Genomic DNA, 21,335 nt, shown 5'->3' with positions numbered 1-21,335 from the left:
ACTGGGAGATGTCATAAGAGACAAAAGAATTGTCGGACCACCTAGAGGGCCGGTCATTTACGGCCTGTGAAGACGCTAAGCGTCCGTGAAGCGATCGAGGCTCGGCACGGCATCAAAGCCGTGCAGTTGACGCCCTTCGCTGACCTTGTTGGATTCGCGCAGGACGGGGTCGTTCATCAGGACAAGGTCCTACGCCTCGATCCCGAAACGGGTTTGAAGGTAGCCTTATGCCACAAGTCGTAACTCCGGCCCAGTCCGTGTTTGTGTCAGTGCACGCCGGATGGAATTCAAGAACGCACGTCCTTTTGAGGTCAGGACGTACAGACGAGTCCGCCCGGTGGAGGCTGTTTTATCCTGGATGAGCGCAAAACCGGGCTTGTTATTACGTCCTGATCCAAGCGTCTGCATCGCATAGCGGATCGAGCCTTCGCTCGCGGTACCGATGTATTCGGCCACCTCCTTGATACTCACCCCATCGTGGGACGCAGCGTGGAGATAAGCGAGGGCGGTCTTGATCCGCATATCCGGGTCGATCCGGCGCAGCACTTTAAGAGCCGCGACGAGGCCGTCCAGAGTGGCAGACGCATGGGCCTGCGACTTGGCGGCTGGACGAGCACTCTTGGTTTCGAGCTTTTTGACCTGGGCTTTGAGTGCCTTGATCTCCAGCTTCTGCTGTTTGATCATTTCAATCTGCTCGCCAATCCGCGTCTCCATGGCCTCGATCTTGCGGATCATCCAGACAATGCCCCGGTCCACAGGAGGGATAGACTGCCGAGGCGAATCTCCGAAAACATCATCTGGCACGGCTCCGGCTGCTGCAAGCATTTCACGGGCCTTAATAAAGGCGTTGAGAGCTTCGTTACCGTTGGTGGTGGGATGTATCGCGAGCGTAACGAGCTTGCGCACGCGGTCAGCATTAAGGGAGGTCATTTGAAAGTCTCTTTTGAAAAGCGTAAGGGTATTGTATAACGCGTGTCCGCAGCGTTCAGTCCGGTGATTGCGCAGCCGGTGGCGCAAATTGCTTTGGGCTTCGAGCCGAATATCTCTGCGGGCTTGGTGACTGCAATAGCCTCAGCCCGACTCCGCGAACTTCATGCGAGAACTTTTGCTCTGGAGTTTTTCCGCTAGCCTATGAGGTTCGCAATCCAGCGTCCTGAAGTTCATAAAATTGGTGAAGACAAGAGTACACTTTATCCTTGCGAACACGCCCAAGAGCATCCGTCAGGCAAACGCCAAGCGCGCCCGGATCGGACGCTGAATGTACACAGTATTGTCCTCACAGCATGAAATGTCACTTTCTGAAGAATGGGGCCGTCACACGCATGGACGACCCCTAAGCTTGCTGCAAGGGTTATGCGTCAATGAGTTGATCGGAGAAGTGTGTCTCCAACACGGAGACAAAGCCGTGCTCCTCGCACCATTCACGGGCCTCAACAGAGCCGAGCGGGATGATGCCCTCGCCTCCGCTGTACGAGTTCTGTCCGACAGAGACGGACCAGCGGGTCATTGCCCCTCCAGCCCCGTGCACGAACCAATTGCCCCGTGGTGTGCGGTAGAGGTCCTCATCGACCCACCAGAAGTCGCTGCCGCTCAGGCCGTTGTTGTAGTTCGCGATGTGGGTTGCGGTGTCGGTGTCATAGCGCTTGCCATCGATAATCTTTTTCATCTCAAATCCTTACCTGAAAAGTGGGCCGCCGTTCACGATGGCCCTGAGTTGGTTACTTGCAAAGGACGGGTTGCGGTGTCGTTCAGCGCCCCGATGAGGCCCTTCTACACTATCTACGCCACGTGTCAACACAAATCACTTGACGTTTTGGCGGACACATGGGAGATATACTCCCGAAAGCGGAGTGCCCCATGCCCATCAACGGAAATGCAGCCGAGCACCTTTACGAAGGTGTCCGGGAATTCAGGAAGCAGACGGGCGAGAAGTTCTCGTTGGTTGCATTCGAAGTTTTTCTGTCAGTGGCCCTCGCCCCTGCGCAGACGACGGAACTCCTTGCAGAAGAGTCTGGGCTCTCATTGTCCGGGATCAGCCGCATCCTCGCCAGCCTGGGTCGGGTCAACCGTTCCGGGGAGCCGGGTATGGGCCTGATCGAGGGCGTCCGCGACCCACAGGAACCGCGTAGGACGATTTACTTCCTCACAGAGAAAGGCCGGGAAACCGTGACTGAACTCTTGCGGGCAACTCAAGGCATCTCCCCGAAGAACGTGACCTTATATCCCATGGTGACGGCGCGGGAGTTTTTGGACGACTGGAAGCCTGATCCGTCGCGTATGCGGCGGAAGGGCAGGAACTAGGGCGAGCGCCCATCTACTGCTGGGCACACCGATACTTTGAGTGGATGTCTTGAAGATGCCCGTTGGAGTTGGCGGATTTCGTGGTTCGGCAAGCCTCACAACGATGAACACTATGACTGCTACGATGCGCGATCAGGGATTAAGGTCAGTCAGAGTCGAAGGACGCCTGTCATTGTCTAACGTCGAGCGGACCCTCGCGTAACGAACTACGAAGTTTTCGGCGTGAAGATCACCGCGCCATTGTTTATTGACGCCCATCACCCCTCGATGGCATTTTCAAAACAGATCGGTGCACCCACGCATTTTAAGGGCTGCGCCGACGTTTTTTAGGAGCTTACTTTGTCTATTAGTCATTCAAGCGGCGCAACAATCAGTCGCCGCTTTCTGAAGCCCTCCCCTACCTGCGGTCACGTCCTGCCCCTCATCACCCCGGCTGCAAAGCGCCGGGCGACCATCGCTGCCAAGCGCTGGTCAGAGAGTATCACTGGGCTCTCGCTTAACGAGCGGGTAGCATATAGCCGTCAGCACCACCCGGAGCTTTGGCCCGATGCGCGACCTGCCCTCATGCTTGCATGGGAGGAGTGGTGGGATATCGCAGACACGACGCACTCCCTCCTTCCAGAGGTTGCGGAGTGGTTCGAGGAGACTGAAATCGAGTGCGATATATCAGTGCTGGAGTTCGCGAAGTTTCGTCACGAGGAAACCGGGCTGGAATACTTTTATGACGATGCGCCCGTTCTCCGGTTCACCAATGTCACTGACATGGTTCACTTCAAGCTGCGCTGGTTGGACAACTAACAGGTTCCGATTCATCCGATAGGTGGACGCAACTCGACTTGGTTGGGCAGCGTCTGCCTATCATCTTGGAACTCGGCCCAAGGCATGATCTCATACGCCGGGCCGCAACCTGCAAACCCATGATGACTGACTATCTTTCTATCGAGCCTCGAAGAGCCGGGTAATCCGCCCGGCCCCGGCTTTTTGCCGGTGCACCTTCGAGCATTTTTCATGACAGTTTTCACCCCGGCTGGCGGAATGCCGTTCAGCCATCTTCCCCAAGGCATCTTGCCGCTCGGGCTTACTCGGGAGCAGGCCGCCGAATTCATTGGGGTCTCGGTATCCACGTTCGACCGCATGGTCGAGGCTGGTGAGATGCCGCGCCCCCGCAAAGCTAGGGGTTGCGTCCGTTGGGACGTGACCGAACTGGTTGAAGCCTTCCGCAAGCTCCCCCGTCAGGGCGGCGAGGTGCGGAAGCCCTCGGACGACGAAGATGATGAGTGGAAGGTCGTAGCATGAAGCAGTACACCACGGAGAGGACCAAGAAGGCGTTCAAGGCCAAGGTCAAGAATCTCGGTGGGCAGTACTGCTACGTGGATTTTGATCGCTACGGCAACCCACGCGTGTACGTCTGGAAGAAGGTGGAAGGCAAGACCGGCCCAAAAATCCGCATCCGGGCCTCTCTTGATGACGCAACCGGGTTCCGGCGCGAGGTGGCCGATGCCCTCGACGGCAAAACAACAGTGGTGGCGGCGGTACAATCCGAAATGCCTATTGCTCCACCAGCGGCCCCACAGACGTGGCGCTGGCTGGTACAGAAGTTCTTTAGGTCGGACGAGCATCTTGGCCTTGGCAGCGACCATTATCGCGGCACTCAACGCTCAATCTTGGAGGCGACCTTCGACGAGCCAATTAAGCTGGGCTCGTCCAAGAAGTTTGGCGACAAGCCGATTGGCTCGCTGACCACTCAGGATTTTGAAGAACTGAAGAAGCGCAAGCTGAAGCACGTTAAGAAGGAGCACGTGGACCCGGTCACGGGCCGCAAATCCTTTCATACGGTGACCGAGGGACACGAAGCCGCCAACCGAATGCTCATCCATTGCGGCTCTGTCCTGAAGTTCGCCAAGAAGAAGGGCCTCGTCCAAACCAATTTCGCGAAGGACGCAGAACGTGTCGCCTCCTCGAACCCGAACGGCCACCACACGGTCACGATAGAGGAGATCGAGCAGTACCGGGCTCATCATCAGCCCGGCACCGTAGCCCGGCTCGCCTTGGAGCTTCTCCTGTACGGCGGCCCTCGGGCGAGCGATGCCAGCAACCTCGACTTGCGCCATATGCGGACGGTCGGCGGCAAGTCGATGCTCGTCTACGTCCAGAAGAAAAATCAGTTCAAGAACTCGGTCACCGCCTTCATTCCGGTGGTCCCTACCCTCCAAGAGATGCTCGACAAGACGCCTCGCCCCGATGGGGTGACTGCCATCGTCTTCAATCAGTGGGGCAAGGCGTTCACTGAGAAGGGCTTCTCGAACCGGATGAAGAAGTGGTTCAAGGAGGCCAGTGTCCCCCATTGCAACGCCCACGGCATGCGTAAGGCATGCGTTGTACGTATGATTATGGACGATCATACGCCGTTCGAGATCATGGCAGTGACCGGCCATCGGACCATGAAGGAGATCGAACGCTACGGTCGCCAGTACCTTCGGGAACGGGCTGCCGAGGCCGTTTTCGACAAGTGGCACGCGAAGCACGGGGTCGCGGGAACGGCGGATGAAGCCCGGATGAAGGCCCTCATGAAGCTGCTCGACGGCGTCAAGGACAAGCTCGACAATGCCGTCCTCAAGCAGGTCGAAGAGTTACTCCTCGCCGCGTGATTCGATGTGGAGTTTGAGAGATTCGAAGGTCGCCCTTCGGGGCGGCCTTTTCAGTGGTCAAGCTAGAACGTCCCCCGCTCCAGGGACCTGGAAGCGAACACCGGAGGAACGAACGGAGGTCAAAAGTTTCCCACTCACTTTTCTCAGTTCAGAAAAGTGGGAAACCTATTGGAGCCAACTAGCTGATTTTGCTGAACAAAAAAGGAAGTGATGGTGCCCAGGGGCGGAATCGAACCACCGACACTGCGATTTTCAGTCGCATGCTCTACCAACTGAGCTACCTGGGCGTCCGGCCGGGCCCGTGGCCCGCATCGGAGGCCGCTGTATAGTCGGGCCGGATGGGTTTTGTCCAGCCGCCTTTGCGGCTTTTCCACCCGGTTCAGCGTTCCTCCGGTTCAGGCGGCGGCAGATCGTCATCCTCATTGTCCTCGACGACAGGAATCGAGTAGCGGCCCGTGAACCAGCGCTGGAGATCCACGTCGGCGCAGCGGCGGGAGCAGAACGGGCGCGTCTTCTCCTGCGCGGGCTTCCCGCAGATCGGGCAGGTGCCGAACGGCTTCGGCTCGTTTTCGTTCGCAGCGCCCATCATGGCCTCAGGCGGCGTCCAGCCAAGTGAACCGCACCGGATAGCCCTCTCCGTCCAGCATGGCGATGGTCTCGTAAAGCGGCAGCCCGACGACGCTCGTATAGGAGCCGATGAGCCTCACCACGAAGGTGCCGGCCAAGCCCTGGATGGCGTAGCCGCCAGCCTTGCCGCGCCATTCTCCGGACGCAAGATAGCGCTCGATCTCGTCCTTGGAGAGGCGCTTGAACCGCACCCGGCTCTCCACGAGCCGCTCGCGACAGGCGTCCTTCGGGGTCACGATGCAGACCGCCGTATAGACCCGGTGGGTGCGCCCCGACAGGAGCCGGAGGCATCCGGCGGCCTCATCGAATACCTCGGCCTTCGGGAGCACGCGGCCGCCGGCCACCACGACCGTGTCGGCCGAGATGATGAACGCTCCCGCGAGCTCCTCGCGCTTGCGCGCGATCCGGCGCGCCACCTCGGCCTTTTCGCGGGCCAGCCGTTTCACGAGATCCCGCGGGGATTCGGACCGGTGCGGAGTCTCGTCGATATCGGCCGGCAGAAGCGCGTCGGGCTCGATCCCGGCCTGCTGCAGCAAGGCAAGGCGGCGGGGCGAGCCGGACGCGAGCACGAGCGGCGGACGCCAGCCGGATACGGACTTATCGGACGAGGCCGCCACGATACTCTCCAGTTACGCGGGTGCCGGGCACCCGTTCAGGTCAATTGCGGGTTGCACCGATCTAGGGCGCCTCTCCCGGCTCCGGAACCGTCGCGGGCTCGCGGGGCTGGGACTCCGCCGCACGCTCCTCATCGGCCCGCTCGAAGCGACGATGCCGCGCGATGCTGAACGGAATCGAGCCCAGGAACAGAACGGTCCCGAGGGTCAGGATCTCGAACGGGAAACTCACGAGCAGGCCGAAGAACGCGACGGTCGCCACGAAGATCGGTAGGACCCATTGGCGCGGGATGCGCCGGCCGAGGTTCTTGCCCGAGAAGGTCGGAACTGTAGACACCATCAGGAAGCCGATTCCGAACACGTAAATGAGCGACAGCGGCGCGAGGGCCGGCTCGCTCGTGGGCACACCCAGGAAGTGCAGATAGATCGGCAGGAGTGAGGTGATCGCGCCGGCGGGCGCCGCCATGCCGACGAAGAAGTTCTTCGTCCATTCCGGCCGGTTCGGATCGTCGATCATGACGTTGAAGCGCGCAAGGCGCAAAGCCGCCGAGATCGCGAACAACAGGGCAACGATCCAGCCGATCGACTTCAGGTTTTGCAGAACGAACCAGTGGAGGACGAGGGCCGGCGTAACGCCGAAATTGACGAAATCAGCCAGCGAGTCGAGTTCCGCTCCGAAGCGGCTGGTGCCCTTCAGGAGGCGCGCGACGCGGCCGTCGATACCATCGAGGGCGGCCGCCACCACGATTGCGATCACGGCCGGCTCCAAGCGCCCCTCGAAGGCGAGCCGGACCGCGGTGAGGCCGAGGCAGAGCGCCACAAGGGTGATTAGGTTCGGCACCAGCATGCGCAGAGGCACCGGCTTGAAGCGGCGCCTGCGGGCCTCCTGCGCGTCCGGCGCGAAAGGCGGAAAGAGATCGCTCATGTCCTGCTCTGCCGGGGCGCCGCAGCACGTCCGGGCCCTCTTCCGGAAAGAGTAGAAATCCGGCTCCGTCCCAACAAGCCTGCCCGGGTGCCGAAAGATCCTATTTTGCCGGCGGACGCAGTCATGAGTTGCGGAACGGCCGTGCGGGTTCGTTCGCTCGGAGGTCGGCGAGCACCGTCTCGCCAGCGATCGATGTCTGGCCGAGGCCGACGAGCACCTGGGCGGACAATGGCAGGTAGATGTCGAGCCGCGACCCGAAGCGGATGAGGCCGAATCGTTCGCCGACCCCGAGCATGTCCCCGGGCTTCGACCAGCACAGGATGCGGCGCGCCACGAGCCCGGCGATCTGGACCACGCCGATGCGGGTGTCCCCGGTCTCGATCACGAGCGCATTGCGCTCGTTATCCTCGCTCGCCTTATCGAGATCGGCATTGAGAAACAGGCCCGGCGTATAGAGCACCTGGAGGATGCGACCCGATACCGGGGAGCGGTTCACGTGACAGTCGAACACGTTCATGAACACGGAGACTCGCGTCATCGGCTCCGCGGGCAATTCGAGTTCGGCCGGCGGCACGGCCGTCGTGATGAGGCTCACCCGGCCATCGGCCGGTGACACGACAAGGCCGTCGCGCACTGGGGTAACGCGCGGAGGATCGCGGAAGAAGTAGCAGACCCAGATGGTGATGATCGCGCCGATCCAGCCGAGCGGCGACCAGAATTGTCCGAGGACGAGCGCCACCACCGCCGCGATCGCGATGAAGGGATACCCTTCCTTGTGGATCGGCACGAAAAGGCGGCGAATCGATTCTAGAATATCGGTCATGCAGGATGGGGCCTCATTGCGCGCGCGGCATGGCAGCGAGGCGCACGGTCGTCAACTCTCGACCCTCACGCGAAAGGACGGCTCCTCGGCTGCCTCCGCGCGCTTGAGCACCTCGCGGGCCTCCTCGGCCTCGCGCTGCCGGTTCCACATCGCCGCATAGACTCCATTCAGTTCGAGTAGCTCCGCATGCGTTCCCCGCTCGACGATCTGGCCGTGATCGAGAACGATGATCTCGTCGGCGCCGATCACGGTCGAAAGCCGATGCGCGATCACCAGCGTGGTGCGCCCGCGGCTGACGCGGTCGAGCGCATCCTGGATCTCCTTCTCGGTGAAGGAATCGAGCGCAGAGGTAGCCTCGTCGAGCACGAGAATCGGCGGGCCCTTGAGTATGGTCCGTGCAATCGCCACGCGCTGCTTTTCGCCGCCCGACAGCTTCAGCCCGCGCTCGCCGACCGGGGTATCATACCCTTCGGGCAGCGAGCTGATGAAGCGGTCGATCTGCGCGAGGCGCGCGGCCTCGCGGATCTCGTCCGGCGTCGCATCCCAGCGGCCGTACCGGATGTTGTAGCCGATCGTGTCGTTGAACAGCACCGTATCCTGCGGGACCATTCCGATCGCGGCACGCAGGCTCGTCTGCTCGACGGTCGCGATATCCTGTCCATCGATCATGATGCGCCCACGCGCGGGCTCGTAGAACCGGAACAGCAGCCGCGAGATCGTGGATTTGCCGGCGCCCGACGGACCGACGATCGCGACGGTGCGGCCCGTCGGAATCTCGAAGCTCACGCCTTTCAAGATCGGTCGCTCGGGAATGTAGGAGAAGTGGACGTTCTCGAAACGCACGGTGCCTTCCGGTACCACGAGCGGCTTGGCATCGGGCCTGTCCTGGATCTCGGGATTGCGGTCCAGGATCTTGAACATGTCGTCGATATCGATGGTCGCCTGCTTGATCTCGCGATAGAGCATGCCCATGAAGTTCAGCGGAATGTAGAGCTGCACGAGCATCGCGTTGACGAGGACGAAGTCTCCGACGGAGGCGCGGCCCGCAACGATATCATTGACGGTCAGCGCCATCACCGCCGCCATTCCGACCGTGAAGATCACTGCCTGTCCGGAGTTCAGCACAGCAAGCGACGTATAGGAGTCCGTCGACGCGCGTTCGTAGCGCGCCATCGACTGGTCGTAGCGCGCGGTCTCGCGATCCTCCGCCCCGAAATATTTCACGGTCTCGTAATTGAGGAGCGAATCGACGGCCTTGGTATTGGCGTCCGTGTCGGAGTCGTTCATCCGCCTGCGGATCGAAATTCGCCATTCCGTCGCCTTGTAGGTGTAGGCGAGATAGACGCACACCATGACGAAGACGACGAGGGAATAGAGCAGGTTGAACTGGTACGCGAGCACGCCGAGCACGAGGGCGAACTCGATGATCGTCGGAACCAGCGTCAGCACCGCAAGGCGTGACAATTCCTCGATGGCGTTGCGGCCCCTTTCGAGAACGCGGGTCAATCCGCCCGTCTTGCGCTCGAGATGAAAGCGCAGCGACAGGCGATGCATGTGCTCGAATGTCCGGAGCGCAAGCTGTCGCACGGCATGCATCGCGACTTTCGCGAATAGGCCGTCGCGGACCTGCGTGAGGAGCGCCATCGCGATCCGGGCGATCCCGTAGAGCACGGTCAGGAGCAGAGGAGCGCGCCAAAGCCATGAGCCGGAACCATCCGCAACGTCACGCCCGGACGTGACGGCCACGAGCGCGTCCGTCGCCCATTTGAACGTGAAGGGCGTCGCAATCGTGACGAGTTTTGCGACAAGGAGAAGAGCGAACGCGAGGAAGACGCGGCGCTGCAGATCTGCCCGGTCGTGGGGCCACAGGTAGGGCCAGAGCTTGCGGATCGTTGCAAGCAGGCCTGGTCGCATCGGCTGAGCCGGGCTCGCCGAAGTCGGGACATGGGCGGAAGACATCACGAGGTCCGATCGAAGGTCGGGTCGGATATAGGCGATCGCCGGGGTGTTTGCACCCGTGGGCGCCGGCCACGGACCGCAAGGGCGTTAGCGCTCGGTCTTCTCGCCTTTCTGCGGAAGCACGAAAACCTGCCCGGGATAGATGAGGTTCGGATTCCGGATCTGCGCCTGATTGGCGTTGTAGATGACCGTGAAGCGCGTGCCGCGGCCATAGATGCGCTGGCTGATCCGCCAGAGATTGTCCCCATGCGAGACGATCGCCGTGGTGACGTCCGGGATGACGACCGTGTTTGCTCCGAGATCCCGCGGGTTGCCGACGCTCGCGACCTGCTGCCCTCCGGACTCGGACGGGGACAATGTCCCAGCGGCCCAGTTCGAGGTGGAGCCGGACGCGGATGTGGCAGCCCCTTGGGCTGGGGGCGCCCCCGGCCGGGGTGGCGGAAGGGCTGCCGACGGCGCGGCGGCGATCTGGGACGGGCTTGCCGCCGGAGCAGGGGGCGGCAGAGGCACGGCGATCTCCACGGGAACCGTGAAGGGCACCTCCGCGCGCGACTTCACCTCTCCCGAAACCGGATCGACCTCGTCGAGCCGAACCTTGTATATGCCGGGCTTCATGCCGCGGCCGATCGCGAAGGAGACGCGCCCATCGCCGCCGGCACCGCCGGGCGCGATGAACGTGTCGTTGAGATAGAGCCGAACGGTCGCACCCGCCGCGGCCTGGCCCGAGACATAGAGACGACCGCCCTCCTCGGCTTCCACCGAGGCGATCCGGACGTTCGGACGCTGTGCAGGCTGCGCCGGGGGGGTAGCCGCCGTCGGCTGCCGGGGAGCCGCAGCAGCCTCGGCCGTGTCGGGACCGGATTTCGGCTGAGAGGCCTCTGCCACGGTCTGCTGTGCGGGCGCCGATTCCGGCTTCTGATCCGGGCGAGGCTCCGGCATCTCCGGGTTCGAGAGCACGACCGTCGGCTTGTCGGGAGAGGCCAGCGCGACGAGGGGCCGCCCCGTCATGCCCGGCTGAATGACGATCGTGACGGATTGCTGCGACCGCTGACGCGTTCCATCCGGGGCGATCGACTGGAGGGTCACCTGGTGGGTTCCCGACGGCAGCGGCGGAGGCACGAAGGCGAAGAGGCCGGTCGGATCAGCTGCCGTCCTCGCATGGACTTGCCCATTGCGAAGCAGCTCGATCGTCGCGCCCCCGGCACCACGCCCTGCAATCACGCTCTCGCCGTTGGGCTCGACGCGCACGACGTCGAAGGACGGGATCGCCGCGGCTGGACCGGCGCTCTCCTTTACGGGAGTCGGCGAGGCTTGAGGCTCGGCGGGCTTCGGTGCCTCGGGCGATGGAGCCGGAAGGGCTGCCTGGGGCCCGGGTGCGGAGGGTGGAGGGCTTTTGGGAGGGGTGGCCGGCGCGCCGAACGACGGCAGCACCGAGGCGATGTCGTGCTCGGAGTTCCAGTGGAGGACGCCGAAGAGACCGCCGGTGATCGCTGCGGCGATCACCGCAAGGACCACGGCTGTGCCTCTACTCGGCAGCTGGTTCCCCATGACGCTCCACTCTCGATACTCTTGTACTACGGCACTTTCCACCATTTAAGCGGTTTATGGATGGAAAGGCTACGGTCATCAGGATAACACGAATGCTCATCAACCCTGTGCGGGATATGTCAATTCTTGCGCCTACGCCTCTCCCCACCATCCGGTCGATTTGCGTCTATTGCGGCTCCGGTTTCGGCTCCGACCCGGTCTTTGCCGAAAGTGCGGCCATTTTGGGCCGTGGTCTCGCCCGGAGCGGGATCAGCCTCGTCTACGGGGGCGGCAATGTCGGACTGATGGGCACCGTCGCCCGTTCGGTGCTCGATCACGGCGGCGTCGTGACCGGGATCATTCCGGATTTCCTGAAATCCCGCGAGAAGATGCTCGACGACGTCCAGGAGACGATCGTCGTCCCGGACATGCATACCCGGAAGCGGCTCATGTTCGAGCGGGCGGATGCCTTCGTGGCCCTGCCGGGCGGCATCGGCACGCTAGAGGAACTCGTCGAGCAGATGACCTGGGCTCAGCTCGGCCAGCACCGGAAGCCGATCCTGCTGCTCAGCACCAATGGTTTCTGGAAGCCGTTGCTGGTGCTCCTCGCGCATATGCGCGAGCAGGGCTTCATCCGCCCCGGTCTCGAGCTCAACTATCTCGTGGCCGAGCGCGTCGAGGATGTCATCCCGATGCTCGAGGCCTCGGCACGCCGCGTCGGCCTCGAGTCCGACGACACGCTGATCGAGAAGCGGTTCTGAAGCTCCGCTTAGGAAGCGGAGCCGTTTCGGCCTCCCATAGGCCTTGCATTTCAACCGCCGAGGGCGACCGGATCATGCGTCGGCGCGGGCGCCGCTCTGCAGGAGCTTGTAGGTGATCGAGTCGGTGAGGGCCTGGAACGAGGCATCGATGATGTTCGGCGAGACGCCGATCGTCGTCCAGCAATTCCCCTCAGCATCGCCGAACTCGATCAGCACCCGCGTGACGGCATCGGATCCGCCCTGATAGATCCGCACCTTGTAATCGATGAGCTTCAGATCGGTCATCAGTTCCTGGTAACGGCCGAGGTCCTTGCGCAGAGCGAGGTCGAGGGCATTCACCGGTCCGTTGCCTTCCGCGGCCGAGATGAGCACCTCGTCCCCGACCTTCACCTTCACGATGGCTTCCGCCACCGTCGTCAAGGCGCCGACCGCATTGTGGCGGCGCTCGACCTTGACCGAGAAACGCTCGACCTCGAAGAACGTCGGCACCTCGCCCAGGAGGCGCTTCACGAGCACGTAGAAGGAGGCATCCGCCCCCTCGAAGGAGTAGCCTTCCGCCTCCTTGCGCTTCACCTCCTCGAGAACCCGGCCGATCCGTGAATCGTCGCGGGGGAGAGAGATCCCCACCCGCTCGAGCTCGGCGAGAATGTTGGAGCGTCCGGCCTGAACGGAGACCAGCAGGCGCCGCTCGTTTCCCACGACTCCAGGGTCGACATGCTCGTAGGTACGTGGATCCTTAACGACGGCCGAGGCGTGGATTCCGGCCTTGGTCGCGAAGGCGCTTGCGCCGACGAAGGGGGCATGGCGATTGGGCTGCCGATTGAGGAGTTCGTCGACCTGACGCGAGACATGGGTCATGCTCGCGAGGCCCGCATCATCCACACCGATCTCGAATCGGCTCGCAAAGCCGTCCTTCAGCTTCAAGGTGCCGATCAGCGTGACGAGATTGGCGTTCCCACAACGCTCGCCGAGCCCGTTCATTGTTCCCTGGACATGGCGCACGCCGGCATCGATCGCAGCAAGCGAGTTCGCCACCGCACAGCCGCAATCGTCATGAGCATGAATGCCGAGATGGCTGCCCGGCACACACGCCGTCACTTCGCCGACGATGCGAGCGACTTCGTCGGGCAGCGTGCCGCCGTTGGTATCGCACAGCACCACCCATCGCGCACCGGCCTCGTAAGCGGCACTCGCACAGGCGAGCGCGAAATCTCGGTTCGCCTTGAAGCCGTCGAAGAAGTGCTCGCAATCGACGATCACTTCCCGCCCGCGTTCGCGTGCCGCGAGGACGCTGTCGCGAATGCCCGCGAGATTTTCCTCGAGGCTCGTCTCCAGGGCAACGCGGACGTGGTAATCCCAGCTCTTGGCGACGAAGCAGATCGCATCGGCCTTCGCGTCGAGAAGGGCTACGATACCGGGATCGTTCGACGCAGAGCGCCCTGCGCGCTTGGTCATTCCGAACGCCGTGAAATGGGCCCGCCGTGTTCGGGGTTCGGCGAAGAAGGTCGTGTCGAGCGGATTGGCGCCCGGATAGCCGCCTTCCACGTAGTCAATCCCGAGATCGTCGAGCAATTGCGCGACCTGGCGCTTGTCTTCCAGCGAGAAATCGACACCCGTGGTCTGCGCCCCGTCGCGCAGGGTCGTGTCGAACAAGTAGATCCGTTCGCGGCTCATCGCGCCGCCTCCCAGGTGGTCGTGCCGTCCTTGTTGTCCTTCACGATTACTCCCGCGGCGGCGAGCTCGTCGCGGATCCGGTCGGACTCGGCCCAGTTCCGGTTCATCCGCGCCTCGCGTCGCGCCGCGATGAGCGCATCGATAGCCGCAACGTCGAGCCCGAGTTCGGCGCGCCGCCGGCTCTCCCACGCGGAGCGGCTCTCGCGGAGAAAGCCGAGGGCCCGGAGATTGCCGGCGAGGACATCACCTTCGCCACGGCCATCCAGCGCATGAAGCTCGGCGATGGCCTGCGGCGTGTTGAGATCGTCGCACAACGCCTCGAGAACGCTGCCGGATAGTGCGCCGGATCCCTGATAGGGTAGCGAGTCGTACCAGCGATCGAGCACCTTCAGGCTCTCTTCGAGGCCCCTCACGGTCCAGTCGATCGGCTGCCGGTAGTGCGTGCGCAGCATCGCGAAGCGCAGAACCTCGCCCGGCCAGTCGTCGAGAAGTTCGCGGATCGTCGCAACGTTGCCGAGCGACTTCGACATCTTCTCGCCTTCCATCTGCAGGAAGCCATTATGCATCCAGACATTCGCCATGCGTGGCAGATCGAAGGCGCAGCAGCTCTGCGCGACCTCATTCTCGTGGTGCGGGAACACGAGATCGATCCCGCCGCCATGAATATCGAAGGTTTCGGCTTTGACTGGATCCGTGCAGGCGATACGCCCCGCGAAGGTCGCGACGAGGTGCTTCCATGCCATCGCGGAGCACTCGATGTGCCATCCCGGCCGGCCCGGCCGCGCGATGCCTGCGGGCGAAGGCCAGGCCGGGTCCTCAGAGCCGGACGGCTTCCAGAGCACGAAATCCATCGGATCGCGCTTGTAGGGAGCGACATCGACCCGTGCTCCCGCGAGGAGTTCGTCGAGGGAGCGGCGGGACAGGCTCCCGTAGCGAGGCACGCCCTTGAGGCGCTCCATCGCCGCGACGCTGAACAGCACGTGGTCCTCCGCAACGTAGGCGACGCCACGGGCGACGAGCCGCTCGATGATGAGGCGCATCTCGTCGATATGCTCCGTCGCGCGGGGTTCGATGAAACGCGGCGAATGCCCGGGCTCGTTCACGTCCTCCGGCATCATCACGCCGAGGTCGCTGATGTCCTCGTGAAATTGCCGGAGAGTATTCTCCGTGAGCTCCCGGATCGAAATCCCGCGCTCGAAAGCACGGCGATTGATCTTGTCATCGACGTCTGTGATGTTGCGGACATAGGTTACGGCCTCGGGGCCATAGACTTCCCGCAGGAGCCTGAAGAGAAGATCGAAGACGATGACCGGGCGGGCATTGCCGATATGCGCGCGGTCATACACCGTCGGCCCGCACACGTAGAGACGCACGTTCGCGGGGTCGATGGGAACGAACTCGTCCTTCGAGCGCGTCAGGGTGTTGTAGAGCCGCAATGTCGGCGCCATGAACCAGATCTCCTCGAGCCGTAGGCCGGAGAGGGTTTCGATCCATGGACGTGAGGACGAGACGGCTCCAGCCAGCGGTGTAACGCTAGCGGCAAATGCTCCGGGAAATAATGGCCGCCGTCTTCATGGCCGGATCTTTGCGCTGTGCCGGACAGGCCGTCAAGACGGAGGTCTCCGGTCCGTCCTGCCGGCTGACCGCCCTCCCCGGGTGCCTACCCGAGGCGATCCGTTGCTTCCGCGCAACAGCCGGACAAGCAACGATGCTCCGGGATCTCGACGCCGCCGGTCAGGCTTGATCTTTCCCAGGCAACATCATTTATCGCCCTTCCCATCGGCTGTCGTCCAACGAAGCAATTCGCACCGGCGTCGACCTCCTCGTTCAAACTTTCTTCATCGCCGCCTCCGAGGATCGACTCGGGGTCTCGCATAAAATGGATTCACTCTCATGCGCCGCGCGGTTGCCGTGCTCGGTCTCGTCGTTCTTGTGTCCGGCGCCGTGTCGCTGAACCTAATACCGGAGGACATCCGCGCCGAAGCAAGCGACAGCGTCTTTCTCGTGCCGGCGAACAGCGGCTACGGAGTGGGAGAGTGTCTCGCGGCGGGCGCTACGTGCGGCCAGATCGTGGCCGATTCCTGGTGCCAGAGCCAAGGCTTCTCGCGCGCCGCATCCTATTCGATGAGCAACCCCGACGGAGCCGCGGACCCGGTCCGCACAGCATCCATAAGGGCGACGGAGCAGCCCATCGCGATCACCTGCACGCGCTGAACACGAGGCTCGGCCAAGCTGTAGGGGCGGGCTTCAGCTTTTGACCCAGTCGCCGCAACGCGGAGCGGGCTCGCTTCCCCAAGGCATCAGGGGCACGGTCGAGGTCGAGTTCTTGGGCGAGCCCTCGATCGGACGGTCGGAATAGACGAGATAGACGAGGGTGTTGCGCTTGACGTCGCAGCCCCGCACGATCCGCATGCGCTTGAACACTAAGGAACGGCGCTCGGAGAAGACGACGTCACCCTGCTCGAATTTCTGCTTGAACTTGACCGGGCCGACCTGCCGGCATGCGAGCGAAATATCCGAAACCTCCTCGGCGAGACCAACCGTCCCGGCGATTCCGCCCCGTTCGGGAGTGGTGAAATGACACGCCACTCCTTCGACGATCGGGTCGTCGATCCCCTGCACGACGAGCTTGTCGTCGGGTGTCAATGCCCTCCAGACGGTCGATTTCTTGAAGATGACGTCCGGCTCCTGCGCACCGGCGGATCCGGCCAGGGCCATCGTCACGAACGCCGCAGCAAGAATAGCGCGCATTGGCCGAGCTTCTCCTCGAAACGCACCATGTAGGATCGGCGGGCTCGCAGCACCAGATGTCCGGGTCCCAGAGGCGCTGGGCTGGCACTTCCTTCCGAAGCAGTCTCGGGATATCACAAAGGGGCCAAGTTCATGGTGCTTTTCCTCCCCAGATCTCGTCCAGAGCGACGGGAGTGTTTGGCTGGCCTGGGATTCATGAAGTTTCGTTTTGCTCCGCTCCTCGTTGCCCTGCTCGCTCCCGCAGGCGCATTCGCACAATCGCCGATTTGCCAGCAATATCGCGCCGAGCTCGCCGCGCTGGATCGCGGAGGTTCCCGGCAGGCTGCAGCGGCCGCCGAACGCCAGCGCGCCGAGATTGCGCGGCTGAGCAGTTACTATCACTCGATCGGGTGTGAGCGCGGCCCCCTGTCGATTTTCGGCGACCCTCCCCCCGCCGAGTGCCCTTCGATCGGGCGTCGCCTACGCCAGATGGAAGCGAACTACGCACAAGTCGCCCGTCAGTCGGAGTCGTTCGCGGGTCTCGAGGCGCGCCGCCAGCAGCTCATGGCCGCGATCCAGCAGGCCTGCAGCGGTCCGCAGCCTCAGCAGGAGGCAGCCGGCCCGCGCAGCTTCCTCGAGGCGCTGTTCGGACCTCCTCGGACGCAACCGAACGCCGATCCGGGTCTGGGCGCTTCTCAAGGCGAGGCGCCGCGGGAGCAATCGCTCGGCGGGCGCCGGCTCGTTTGCGTGCGGACCTGCGACGGATTCTTCTTCCCGCTGGCCAATGCCCCGGGCGGACGCGAAAGCGCGGATGAAATGTGCCAGGCTCTTTGCCCCGGCGCCGAGACCCAGGCCTTCTCGACGCCGGGGAGCGACGACCAGCTCTACCGGGCCGTATCCCTGAACGGACGCCCCTATACTTCGCTGCCGAACGCCTTCCGGTTCCAGAAGAGCTTCGACGAAGCCTGCTCCTGCCGCAAGGGTGGTCAGTCCTGGACAGAGACGCTCCGCACTGCGGAGAGCATGTTGGAACAGCGCAAGGGCGACATCATCGTCACGGCCGAGAAGTCCGACGAACTCGCGCGGCCCAAGCAGGCCGCCGAGCAGAAGGGCCGTCAGGCCTCGGACCGTAAGGCGAACGAGGCGGCAGAGGCCGAGGCGGCCGCCGAAGCCGAGGTCGGAGCCTCTGCACCGACTGCAGGTGGCGAATCCGCCGGCATCGGACCCAAATCGATCGAGTCGTCGCGGGTGGTCACCCGCTCGGAAGGACCAAAGCTCCAGGTGAGCGGGCCCGATGGCGCGAAGCGTGCGGTCAGGGTCGTTGCTCCGAACGTCATCCCGGTGCCGGAAGGACACCAGCGATAGGCTTTCCGCCGGCTCGGCGGCTCAGGCCGCCGCGCCGGATAGGCGTGCTTTTGCCTTCTCGAGACCGATCAGCGGCAGGAGCACGGCGAGTTCCGGCCCGTGATCGAGCCCGGTCAGAGCGCGGCGCAACGGCATGAACAAGGCGCGCCCACGAGCGCCGGTCTCGCGTTTGACGGCCTCGGTCCAGGTTTTCCATGTGGACTCGTTCCACGGCTCCGGCGGAAGCAGTTGCGCCGCCGCTTTCGTGAAGCCGGGATCCTCGATTTCGGGTGTGATCTCGCCGTCGATGATCTTCCACCAGGAAACGGCGTCCGCGACCTTCGTGAGGTTCGAACGGACGGCCATCCAGAACGCCTCGCCCCCGCCAATGCCGAGCGCAGCGAGACGGTCGCGGACGGCAGAATAGGGCATCTCGTGAACGAGATGGGCGTTCAGCTGGTCGAGCTCGGCCTCGTCGAAGCGTGCAGGAGCACGCGAGATATGAGCGAAATCGACGAGTTCGGCGAGCTGATCGAGGTCGGCGACAGCCCGCACCGATTCCGCAGAACCGACCAGGACCGCGAGCGATGCCACGGCAGCAGCCTCGAACCCGCTCTCCCGCAGGCTCGACAGCGACAGGTGCCCCAGACGCTTCGACAGCCCCTCGCCACTCGCCGTGGTAAGGAGGTTGTGGTGCGCGAAAATCGGAGGCGCAGCACCCAAGGCCTCGAAGAGCTGGATCTGCACCGCCGTGTTCGTGACGTGATCCTCGCCACGGATCACGTGGCTGACTGCGAGGGCGATGTCGTCGACGACCGACGGCAGCGTGTAGAGATAGGTGCCGTCTTCCCGCACCAGAACAGGATCAGACAGGGAAGCGCAGTCCACATGGCTCGCGCCGCGAACCATGTCCTGCCACTCGATCGTGCGATGATCGAGCTTGAAGCGCCAGTGCGGCCGGCGACCGTCCGCCTCGAGCTTCCTGCGATCCTCATCGCTGAGCGAAAGCGCTGCCCGATCGTAGATCGGCGGCAGACCGCGAGCCAACTGGCGCCTGCGGCGAAACTCCAGCTCCTCCTGGGTTTCATAGCAAGCATAGAGGCGCCCCATGCTCCGCAGACGGTCGGCCGCCTCGTCATAGAAGGAAAACCGCTCAGACTGGCGCACCACGAGGCCGGGCGGGATACCGAGCCATGCGAGGTCCTCTTCGATGGCGGTTGCGTATTCGGGACGGGATCGCTCGACATCAGTATCATCGAACCGCAGAATGAAAGTGCCGCCCGTCCGTCGCGCGAACAGCGCGTTGAGAAGAGCAGTGCGCGCATTCCCGATGTGGAGGCGGCCCGTCGGCGATGGAGCGAAGCGAACGCGGGGCGTTGACATGGATTCTCACGATTGCGCGCTGATGCCTGTCGGCTCAGACGTCGAAACTCTGGGCTCTCGGATTGAGCGGCGGTGACACGGTCCCGTTCGACTGGAAGGGCGGATCTCCCGTATCGCGAAAGCGGTTGACGATTGGATAGCGCCGGTCGCGCCCGAAGCTTCGGCGCGTGACCTTGACCCCCGGAGCGGATTGCCGCCGCTTGTATTCGGCAATCAGGAGGAGCCGTTCGACTTTGCACACCGTCTCGAGATCGAACCCCTTCGCGACGATGTCCGAGACGCGCAGCTCCCGCTCCACGAGATCCTCGAGGATCGCATCGAGCACCTCGTAAGGCGGCAGGGAATCCTGGTCCTTCTGGTTCTCGCGTAGCTCCGCGCTCGGCGCCTTCGAGATAATGTTCGAAGGAATGACGACGCCATCCGGGCCAAGGGCGCCTGCCGGCGTCCAGCGATTGCGCAAGGCGCACAGGGCGAAAGACCTCCATCTTGTAGAGATCCTTGATTGGGTTGAACCCGCCATTCATGTCGCCGTAGAGCGTTGCATATCCGACGGACATCTCGGACTTGTTTCCGGTCGTCACCACCATGGGACCGAACTTGTTCGAGATCGACATCAGGATCGTGCCGCGGGCGCGGCTCTGGATATTCTCCTCGGTGATGTCCCTCGTCCGTCCCTGAAAAATGGGTGCAAGGGCTGCTTCTATGCCCTCCACCGCGGAAGCGATCGGAACGATATCGTAGCGAACCTTGAGCGCCTCGGCGCAGGCGGCTGCATCCGAGAGAGACTCGTTCGAGGTGTAGCGGTAGGGCAGCATCACGCAATGCACGCGCTCGGACCCGAGCGCGTCCACGGCCATGGCCGCGCACAAGGCCGAATCGATCCCGCCGGAGAGCCCAAGCACCACGCCGGGAAATCGGTTCTTCTCGACGTAGTCTCTCAACCCGAGAACGCAGGCTGCATAATCCGCCTGTTCACCCTCCTCGACCGTCGTTACGGGCGCCTTGCAGCATCGCCATTCGCCGTCGACGCGTTCCCACTCCGTCAGCGCCACCGTTTCCGCAAAGGCCGGCAGCTGACAGGCGAGTTCGGCATTGGCGTTCAGGATGAACGAGGCGCCATCGAAGACGAGTTCGTCCTGCCCCCCGACCTGATTGAGGTAGACGAGAGGCAGCCGGCTCTCGGTGACGCGTGCCGCCGCAATGCTGAAGCGTTCATCCGTCTTGCCGCGCCAGTACGGCGAGCCATTGGGAACGAGCAGCAATTCCGCCCCGGTCTCCGAAAGGCACTCGACGACCTCTTCCTTCCAGATGTCCTCGCAGATCGGGATGCCGATCCGCACGCCGCGAACCGCAACGGGTCCCGGAAGAGGGCCGGGTATGAACACCCGCTTCTCGTCGAACACACCGTAGTTCGGAAGATCCACCTTGAATCGCACGGCGGCGATCACGCCTCTGTCGAGGAGTGCATAAGCGTTGAAGAGGTCTCCCGCTTCTGCCCAGGGGAGCCCGATCAGGACGGCCGGCCCGCCGTCGTCTGTCTCGCGAGCCAGGGCTTCGCAGCTCCGCCGGCAGGCATCCTGGAAGGCCGGCTTCAGGACGAGATCCTCGGGCGGATATCCGGCCAGGAAGAGTTCTGGGAACATGACGAGGTCGGCGCCGAGGCGGGCGGCTTCGGCGCGTGCGGCCCTCGCCTTGTTCTCGTTCGCCGAGACGTCGCCCAAGGTCGGATTGAGCTGCGCGAGCGCTATCTTCAGGGAGTTCTGCGACATGATTGCCGCATGTAGCGCGTGGCTGCTCGGGCAGCAACGAGCCGCATGAGCGATCGCATGCCAGACGCCGCCCCTATCCCTTGAGAGGAAGCGTGACAGGGAACCCGCCCCAGGTGAGGCCGTTGTCCACGGACATCAACCTGGAGTTTGACGATGCTGAAAGGTGGTCTTCTCTGGCTGATCGGCATTCCGCTGCCGATCATCCTGATCTTGTTCTTCCTCGGCTATCTGAGCTGAGCCCGAGAGGCCG

The 21,335-nt window shown here is 63.2% G+C and carries 19 protein-coding genes, 1 tRNA gene and 1 pseudogene; 7 read left to right on the top strand and 14 right to left on the bottom strand.

Annotated elements, in window-relative coordinates; genetic code table 11:
* Window positions 1–225 precede the first annotated feature (225 nt).
* Together BN1233_RS16715 and BN1233_RS16710 are read right to left on the bottom strand one after the other, a co-directional pair.
* A complete protein-coding gene (locus BN1233_RS16715) occupies window positions 226–930 on the bottom strand; it encodes a DUF2786 domain-containing protein (RefSeq protein WP_147707331.1) in 705 nt (234 codons plus the stop codon).
* A gap of 421 nt (window positions 931–1,351) precedes the next feature.
* Window positions 1,352–1,666: a hypothetical protein gene (locus BN1233_RS16710; RefSeq protein WP_046864740.1), complete on the bottom strand. Its 315-nt coding sequence runs from the start codon at window positions 1,664–1,666 to the stop codon at window positions 1,352–1,354.
* A 191-nt stretch (window positions 1,667–1,857) separates the two neighbouring features.
* Here BN1233_RS16710 and BN1233_RS42970 point away from each other — a divergent pair, with 191 nt between their 5' ends.
* The 4 genes from BN1233_RS42970 (at window position 1,858) to BN1233_RS42965 (ending at window position 4,949) form a co-directional block, all read left to right on the top strand.
* Entirely contained in the window at window positions 1,858–2,301 is a 444-nt protein-coding gene (locus tag BN1233_RS42970; RefSeq protein ID WP_048708096.1) for a MarR family winged helix-turn-helix transcriptional regulator, read from the top strand.
* 339 nt (window positions 2,302–2,640) lie between these two features.
* The gene (locus BN1233_RS46970; RefSeq protein WP_147707330.1) at window positions 2,641–3,099 is read left to right on the top strand and encodes a hypothetical protein; all 459 of its coding nucleotides are present in this window, start codon (window positions 2,641–2,643) and stop codon (window positions 3,097–3,099) included.
* A 210-nt stretch (window positions 3,100–3,309) separates the two neighbouring features.
* Window positions 3,310–3,597 (top strand): helix-turn-helix transcriptional regulator, encoded by a 288-nt coding sequence (locus BN1233_RS48395; RefSeq protein WP_063776637.1) that lies wholly within the window; start codon window positions 3,310–3,312, stop codon window positions 3,595–3,597.
* A complete protein-coding gene (locus BN1233_RS42965) occupies window positions 3,594–4,949 on the top strand; it encodes a tyrosine-type recombinase/integrase (protein ID WP_048708099.1) in 1,356 nt (451 codons plus the stop codon). The genes BN1233_RS48395 and BN1233_RS42965 overlap by 4 nt, the downstream gene beginning before the upstream one ends.
* A 211-nt stretch (window positions 4,950–5,160) precedes the next feature.
* On the opposite strand, the gene BN1233_RS16685 is transcribed toward BN1233_RS42965, so the two are convergent.
* The 7 genes from BN1233_RS16685 to BN1233_RS16655 form a co-directional block, all read right to left on the bottom strand.
* Window positions 5,161–5,236 (bottom strand) — tRNA-Phe (locus BN1233_RS16685).
* Window positions 5,237–5,328: 92 nt separating this feature from the next.
* Window positions 5,329–5,538, bottom strand: coding sequence for a DNA gyrase inhibitor YacG (yacG, locus tag BN1233_RS16680; protein ID WP_425311721.1), 210 nt, complete (start codon window positions 5,536–5,538; stop codon window positions 5,329–5,331).
* A 4-nt stretch (window positions 5,539–5,542) separates the two neighbouring features.
* Window positions 5,543–6,193: a Maf-like protein gene (locus BN1233_RS16675; RefSeq protein ID WP_082145503.1), complete on the bottom strand. Its 651-nt coding sequence runs from the start codon at window positions 6,191–6,193 to the stop codon at window positions 5,543–5,545.
* 61 nt (window positions 6,194–6,254) lie between these two features.
* The gene (locus BN1233_RS16670) at window positions 6,255–7,115 is read right to left on the bottom strand and encodes a CDP-alcohol phosphatidyltransferase family protein (RefSeq protein WP_046864736.1); all 861 of its coding nucleotides are present in this window, start codon (window positions 7,113–7,115) and stop codon (window positions 6,255–6,257) included.
* Window positions 7,116–7,236: 121 nt separating this feature from the next.
* On the bottom strand, window positions 7,237–7,974 hold the full coding sequence (locus tag BN1233_RS16665) for a phosphatidylserine decarboxylase (RefSeq protein ID WP_074078311.1): 738 nt from the start codon (window positions 7,972–7,974) through the stop codon (window positions 7,237–7,239).
* 15 nt (window positions 7,975–7,989) lie between these two features.
* Window positions 7,990–9,897, bottom strand: coding sequence for an ABCB family ABC transporter ATP-binding protein/permease (locus BN1233_RS16660; RefSeq protein WP_046864734.1), 1,908 nt, complete (start codon window positions 9,895–9,897; stop codon window positions 7,990–7,992).
* 87 nt (window positions 9,898–9,984) lie between these two features.
* Window positions 9,985–11,445, bottom strand: a complete 1,461-nt coding sequence (locus tag BN1233_RS16655; protein ID WP_048708101.1) for a LysM peptidoglycan-binding domain-containing protein — start codon at window positions 11,443–11,445, stop codon at window positions 9,985–9,987.
* A 92-nt stretch (window positions 11,446–11,537) separates the two neighbouring features.
* On the opposite strand from BN1233_RS16655, the gene BN1233_RS16650 reads away from it, so the two are divergent.
* On the top strand, window positions 11,538–12,185 hold the full coding sequence (locus tag BN1233_RS16650) for an LOG family protein (protein ID WP_187144307.1): 648 nt from the start codon (window positions 11,538–11,540) through the stop codon (window positions 12,183–12,185).
* Window positions 12,186–12,257: 72 nt separating this feature from the next.
* Here BN1233_RS16650 and cimA read toward each other — a convergent pair whose 3' ends face one another.
* Window positions 12,258–13,859 carry a citramalate synthase gene (cimA, locus tag BN1233_RS16645; protein WP_046864733.1) on the bottom strand — a complete coding sequence of 534 codons (1,602 nt, stop codon included), beginning with the start codon at window positions 13,857–13,859 and terminating at the stop codon, window positions 12,258–12,260.
* Window positions 13,856–15,307, bottom strand: coding sequence for a cysteine--tRNA ligase (cysS, locus tag BN1233_RS16640; RefSeq protein WP_046864732.1), 1,452 nt, complete (start codon window positions 15,305–15,307; stop codon window positions 13,856–13,858). Before cysS ends, cimA begins: the two co-directional genes overlap by 4 nt.
* Window positions 15,308–15,752: 445 nt before the next feature.
* Here cysS and BN1233_RS16630 point away from each other — a divergent pair, with 445 nt between their 5' ends.
* Window positions 15,753–16,073: a hypothetical protein gene (locus tag BN1233_RS16630; protein WP_046864730.1), complete on the top strand. Its 321-nt coding sequence runs from the start codon at window positions 15,753–15,755 to the stop codon at window positions 16,071–16,073.
* Window positions 16,074–16,106: 33 nt separating this feature from the next.
* Here the strand turns inward: BN1233_RS16630 and BN1233_RS16625 are convergent, their stop codons facing one another.
* The gene (locus tag BN1233_RS16625) at window positions 16,107–16,610 is read right to left on the bottom strand and encodes a CreA family protein (RefSeq protein WP_046864729.1); all 504 of its coding nucleotides are present in this window, start codon (window positions 16,608–16,610) and stop codon (window positions 16,107–16,109) included.
* Window positions 16,611–16,805: 195 nt separating this feature from the next.
* Here BN1233_RS16625 and BN1233_RS16620 point away from each other — a divergent pair, with 195 nt between their 5' ends.
* The gene (locus BN1233_RS16620) at window positions 16,806–17,954 is read left to right on the top strand and encodes a DUF2865 domain-containing protein (protein ID WP_052763821.1); all 1,149 of its coding nucleotides are present in this window, start codon (window positions 16,806–16,808) and stop codon (window positions 17,952–17,954) included.
* A gap of 21 nt (window positions 17,955–17,975) precedes the next feature.
* Here the strand turns inward: BN1233_RS16620 and gltX are convergent, their stop codons facing one another.
* Together gltX and BN1233_RS16610 are read right to left on the bottom strand one after the other, a co-directional pair.
* Window positions 17,976–19,316 (bottom strand): glutamate--tRNA ligase, encoded by a 1,341-nt coding sequence (gltX, locus tag BN1233_RS16615; protein WP_046864728.1) that lies wholly within the window; start codon window positions 19,314–19,316, stop codon window positions 17,976–17,978.
* A gap of 34 nt (window positions 19,317–19,350) precedes the next feature.
* Window positions 19,351–21,085 (bottom strand): annotated as a pseudogene (locus BN1233_RS16610) (NAD+ synthase).
* Window positions 21,086–21,335: the final 250 nt, after the last annotated feature.

Origin of the sequence: Microvirga massiliensis, assembly GCF_001006805.1 — a bacterium.
Classification (GTDB): Bacteria; Pseudomonadota; Alphaproteobacteria; order Rhizobiales; family Beijerinckiaceae; genus Microvirga; species Microvirga massiliensis.
Note: the sequence above shows the minus strand (reverse complement) of the source record. Positions and strands in the feature narration are given on the sequence as shown.

Excerpts from the sequence above, each read along its gene's own strand:
- BN1233_RS16625 (WP_046864729.1), bottom strand. The coding sequence starts at position 16,610 with ATGCGCGCTATTCTTGCTGCGGCGTTCGTGACGATGGCCCTGGCCGGA.
- cimA (WP_046864733.1), bottom strand. The coding sequence starts at position 13,859 with ATGAGCCGCGAACGGATCTACTTGTTCGACACGACCCTGCGCGACGGG.
- BN1233_RS16620 (WP_052763821.1), top strand. The coding sequence starts at position 16,806 with ATGAAGTTTCGTTTTGCTCCGCTCCTCGTTGCCCTGCTCGCTCCCGCA.
- BN1233_RS16670 (WP_046864736.1), bottom strand. The coding sequence starts at position 7,115 with ATGAGCGATCTCTTTCCGCCTTTCGCGCCGGACGCGCAGGAGGCCCGC.
- cysS (WP_046864732.1), bottom strand. The coding sequence starts at position 15,307 with ATGGCGCCGACATTGCGGCTCTACAACACCCTGACGCGCTCGAAGGAC.
- BN1233_RS16655 (WP_048708101.1), bottom strand. The coding sequence starts at position 11,445 with ATGGGGAACCAGCTGCCGAGTAGAGGCACAGCCGTGGTCCTTGCGGTG.
- BN1233_RS48395 (WP_063776637.1), top strand. The coding sequence starts at position 3,310 with ATGACAGTTTTCACCCCGGCTGGCGGAATGCCGTTCAGCCATCTTCCC.
- BN1233_RS42965 (WP_048708099.1), top strand. The coding sequence starts at position 3,594 with ATGAAGCAGTACACCACGGAGAGGACCAAGAAGGCGTTCAAGGCCAAG.
- BN1233_RS16710 (WP_046864740.1), bottom strand. The coding sequence starts at position 1,666 with ATGAAAAAGATTATCGATGGCAAGCGCTATGACACCGACACCGCAACC.
- BN1233_RS16650 (WP_187144307.1), top strand. The coding sequence starts at position 11,538 with ATGCTCATCAACCCTGTGCGGGATATGTCAATTCTTGCGCCTACGCCT.
- BN1233_RS16630 (WP_046864730.1), top strand. The coding sequence starts at position 15,753 with ATGCGCCGCGCGGTTGCCGTGCTCGGTCTCGTCGTTCTTGTGTCCGGC.
- gltX (WP_046864728.1), bottom strand. The coding sequence starts at position 19,316 with ATGTCAACGCCCCGCGTTCGCTTCGCTCCATCGCCGACGGGCCGCCTC.
- BN1233_RS16715 (WP_147707331.1), bottom strand. The coding sequence starts at position 930 with ATGACCTCCCTTAATGCTGACCGCGTGCGCAAGCTCGTTACGCTCGCG.
- BN1233_RS42970 (WP_048708096.1), top strand. The coding sequence starts at position 1,858 with ATGCCCATCAACGGAAATGCAGCCGAGCACCTTTACGAAGGTGTCCGG.
- yacG (WP_425311721.1), bottom strand. The coding sequence starts at position 5,538 with ATGATGGGCGCTGCGAACGAAAACGAGCCGAAGCCGTTCGGCACCTGC.
- BN1233_RS16660 (WP_046864734.1), bottom strand. The coding sequence starts at position 9,897 with ATGTCTTCCGCCCATGTCCCGACTTCGGCGAGCCCGGCTCAGCCGATG.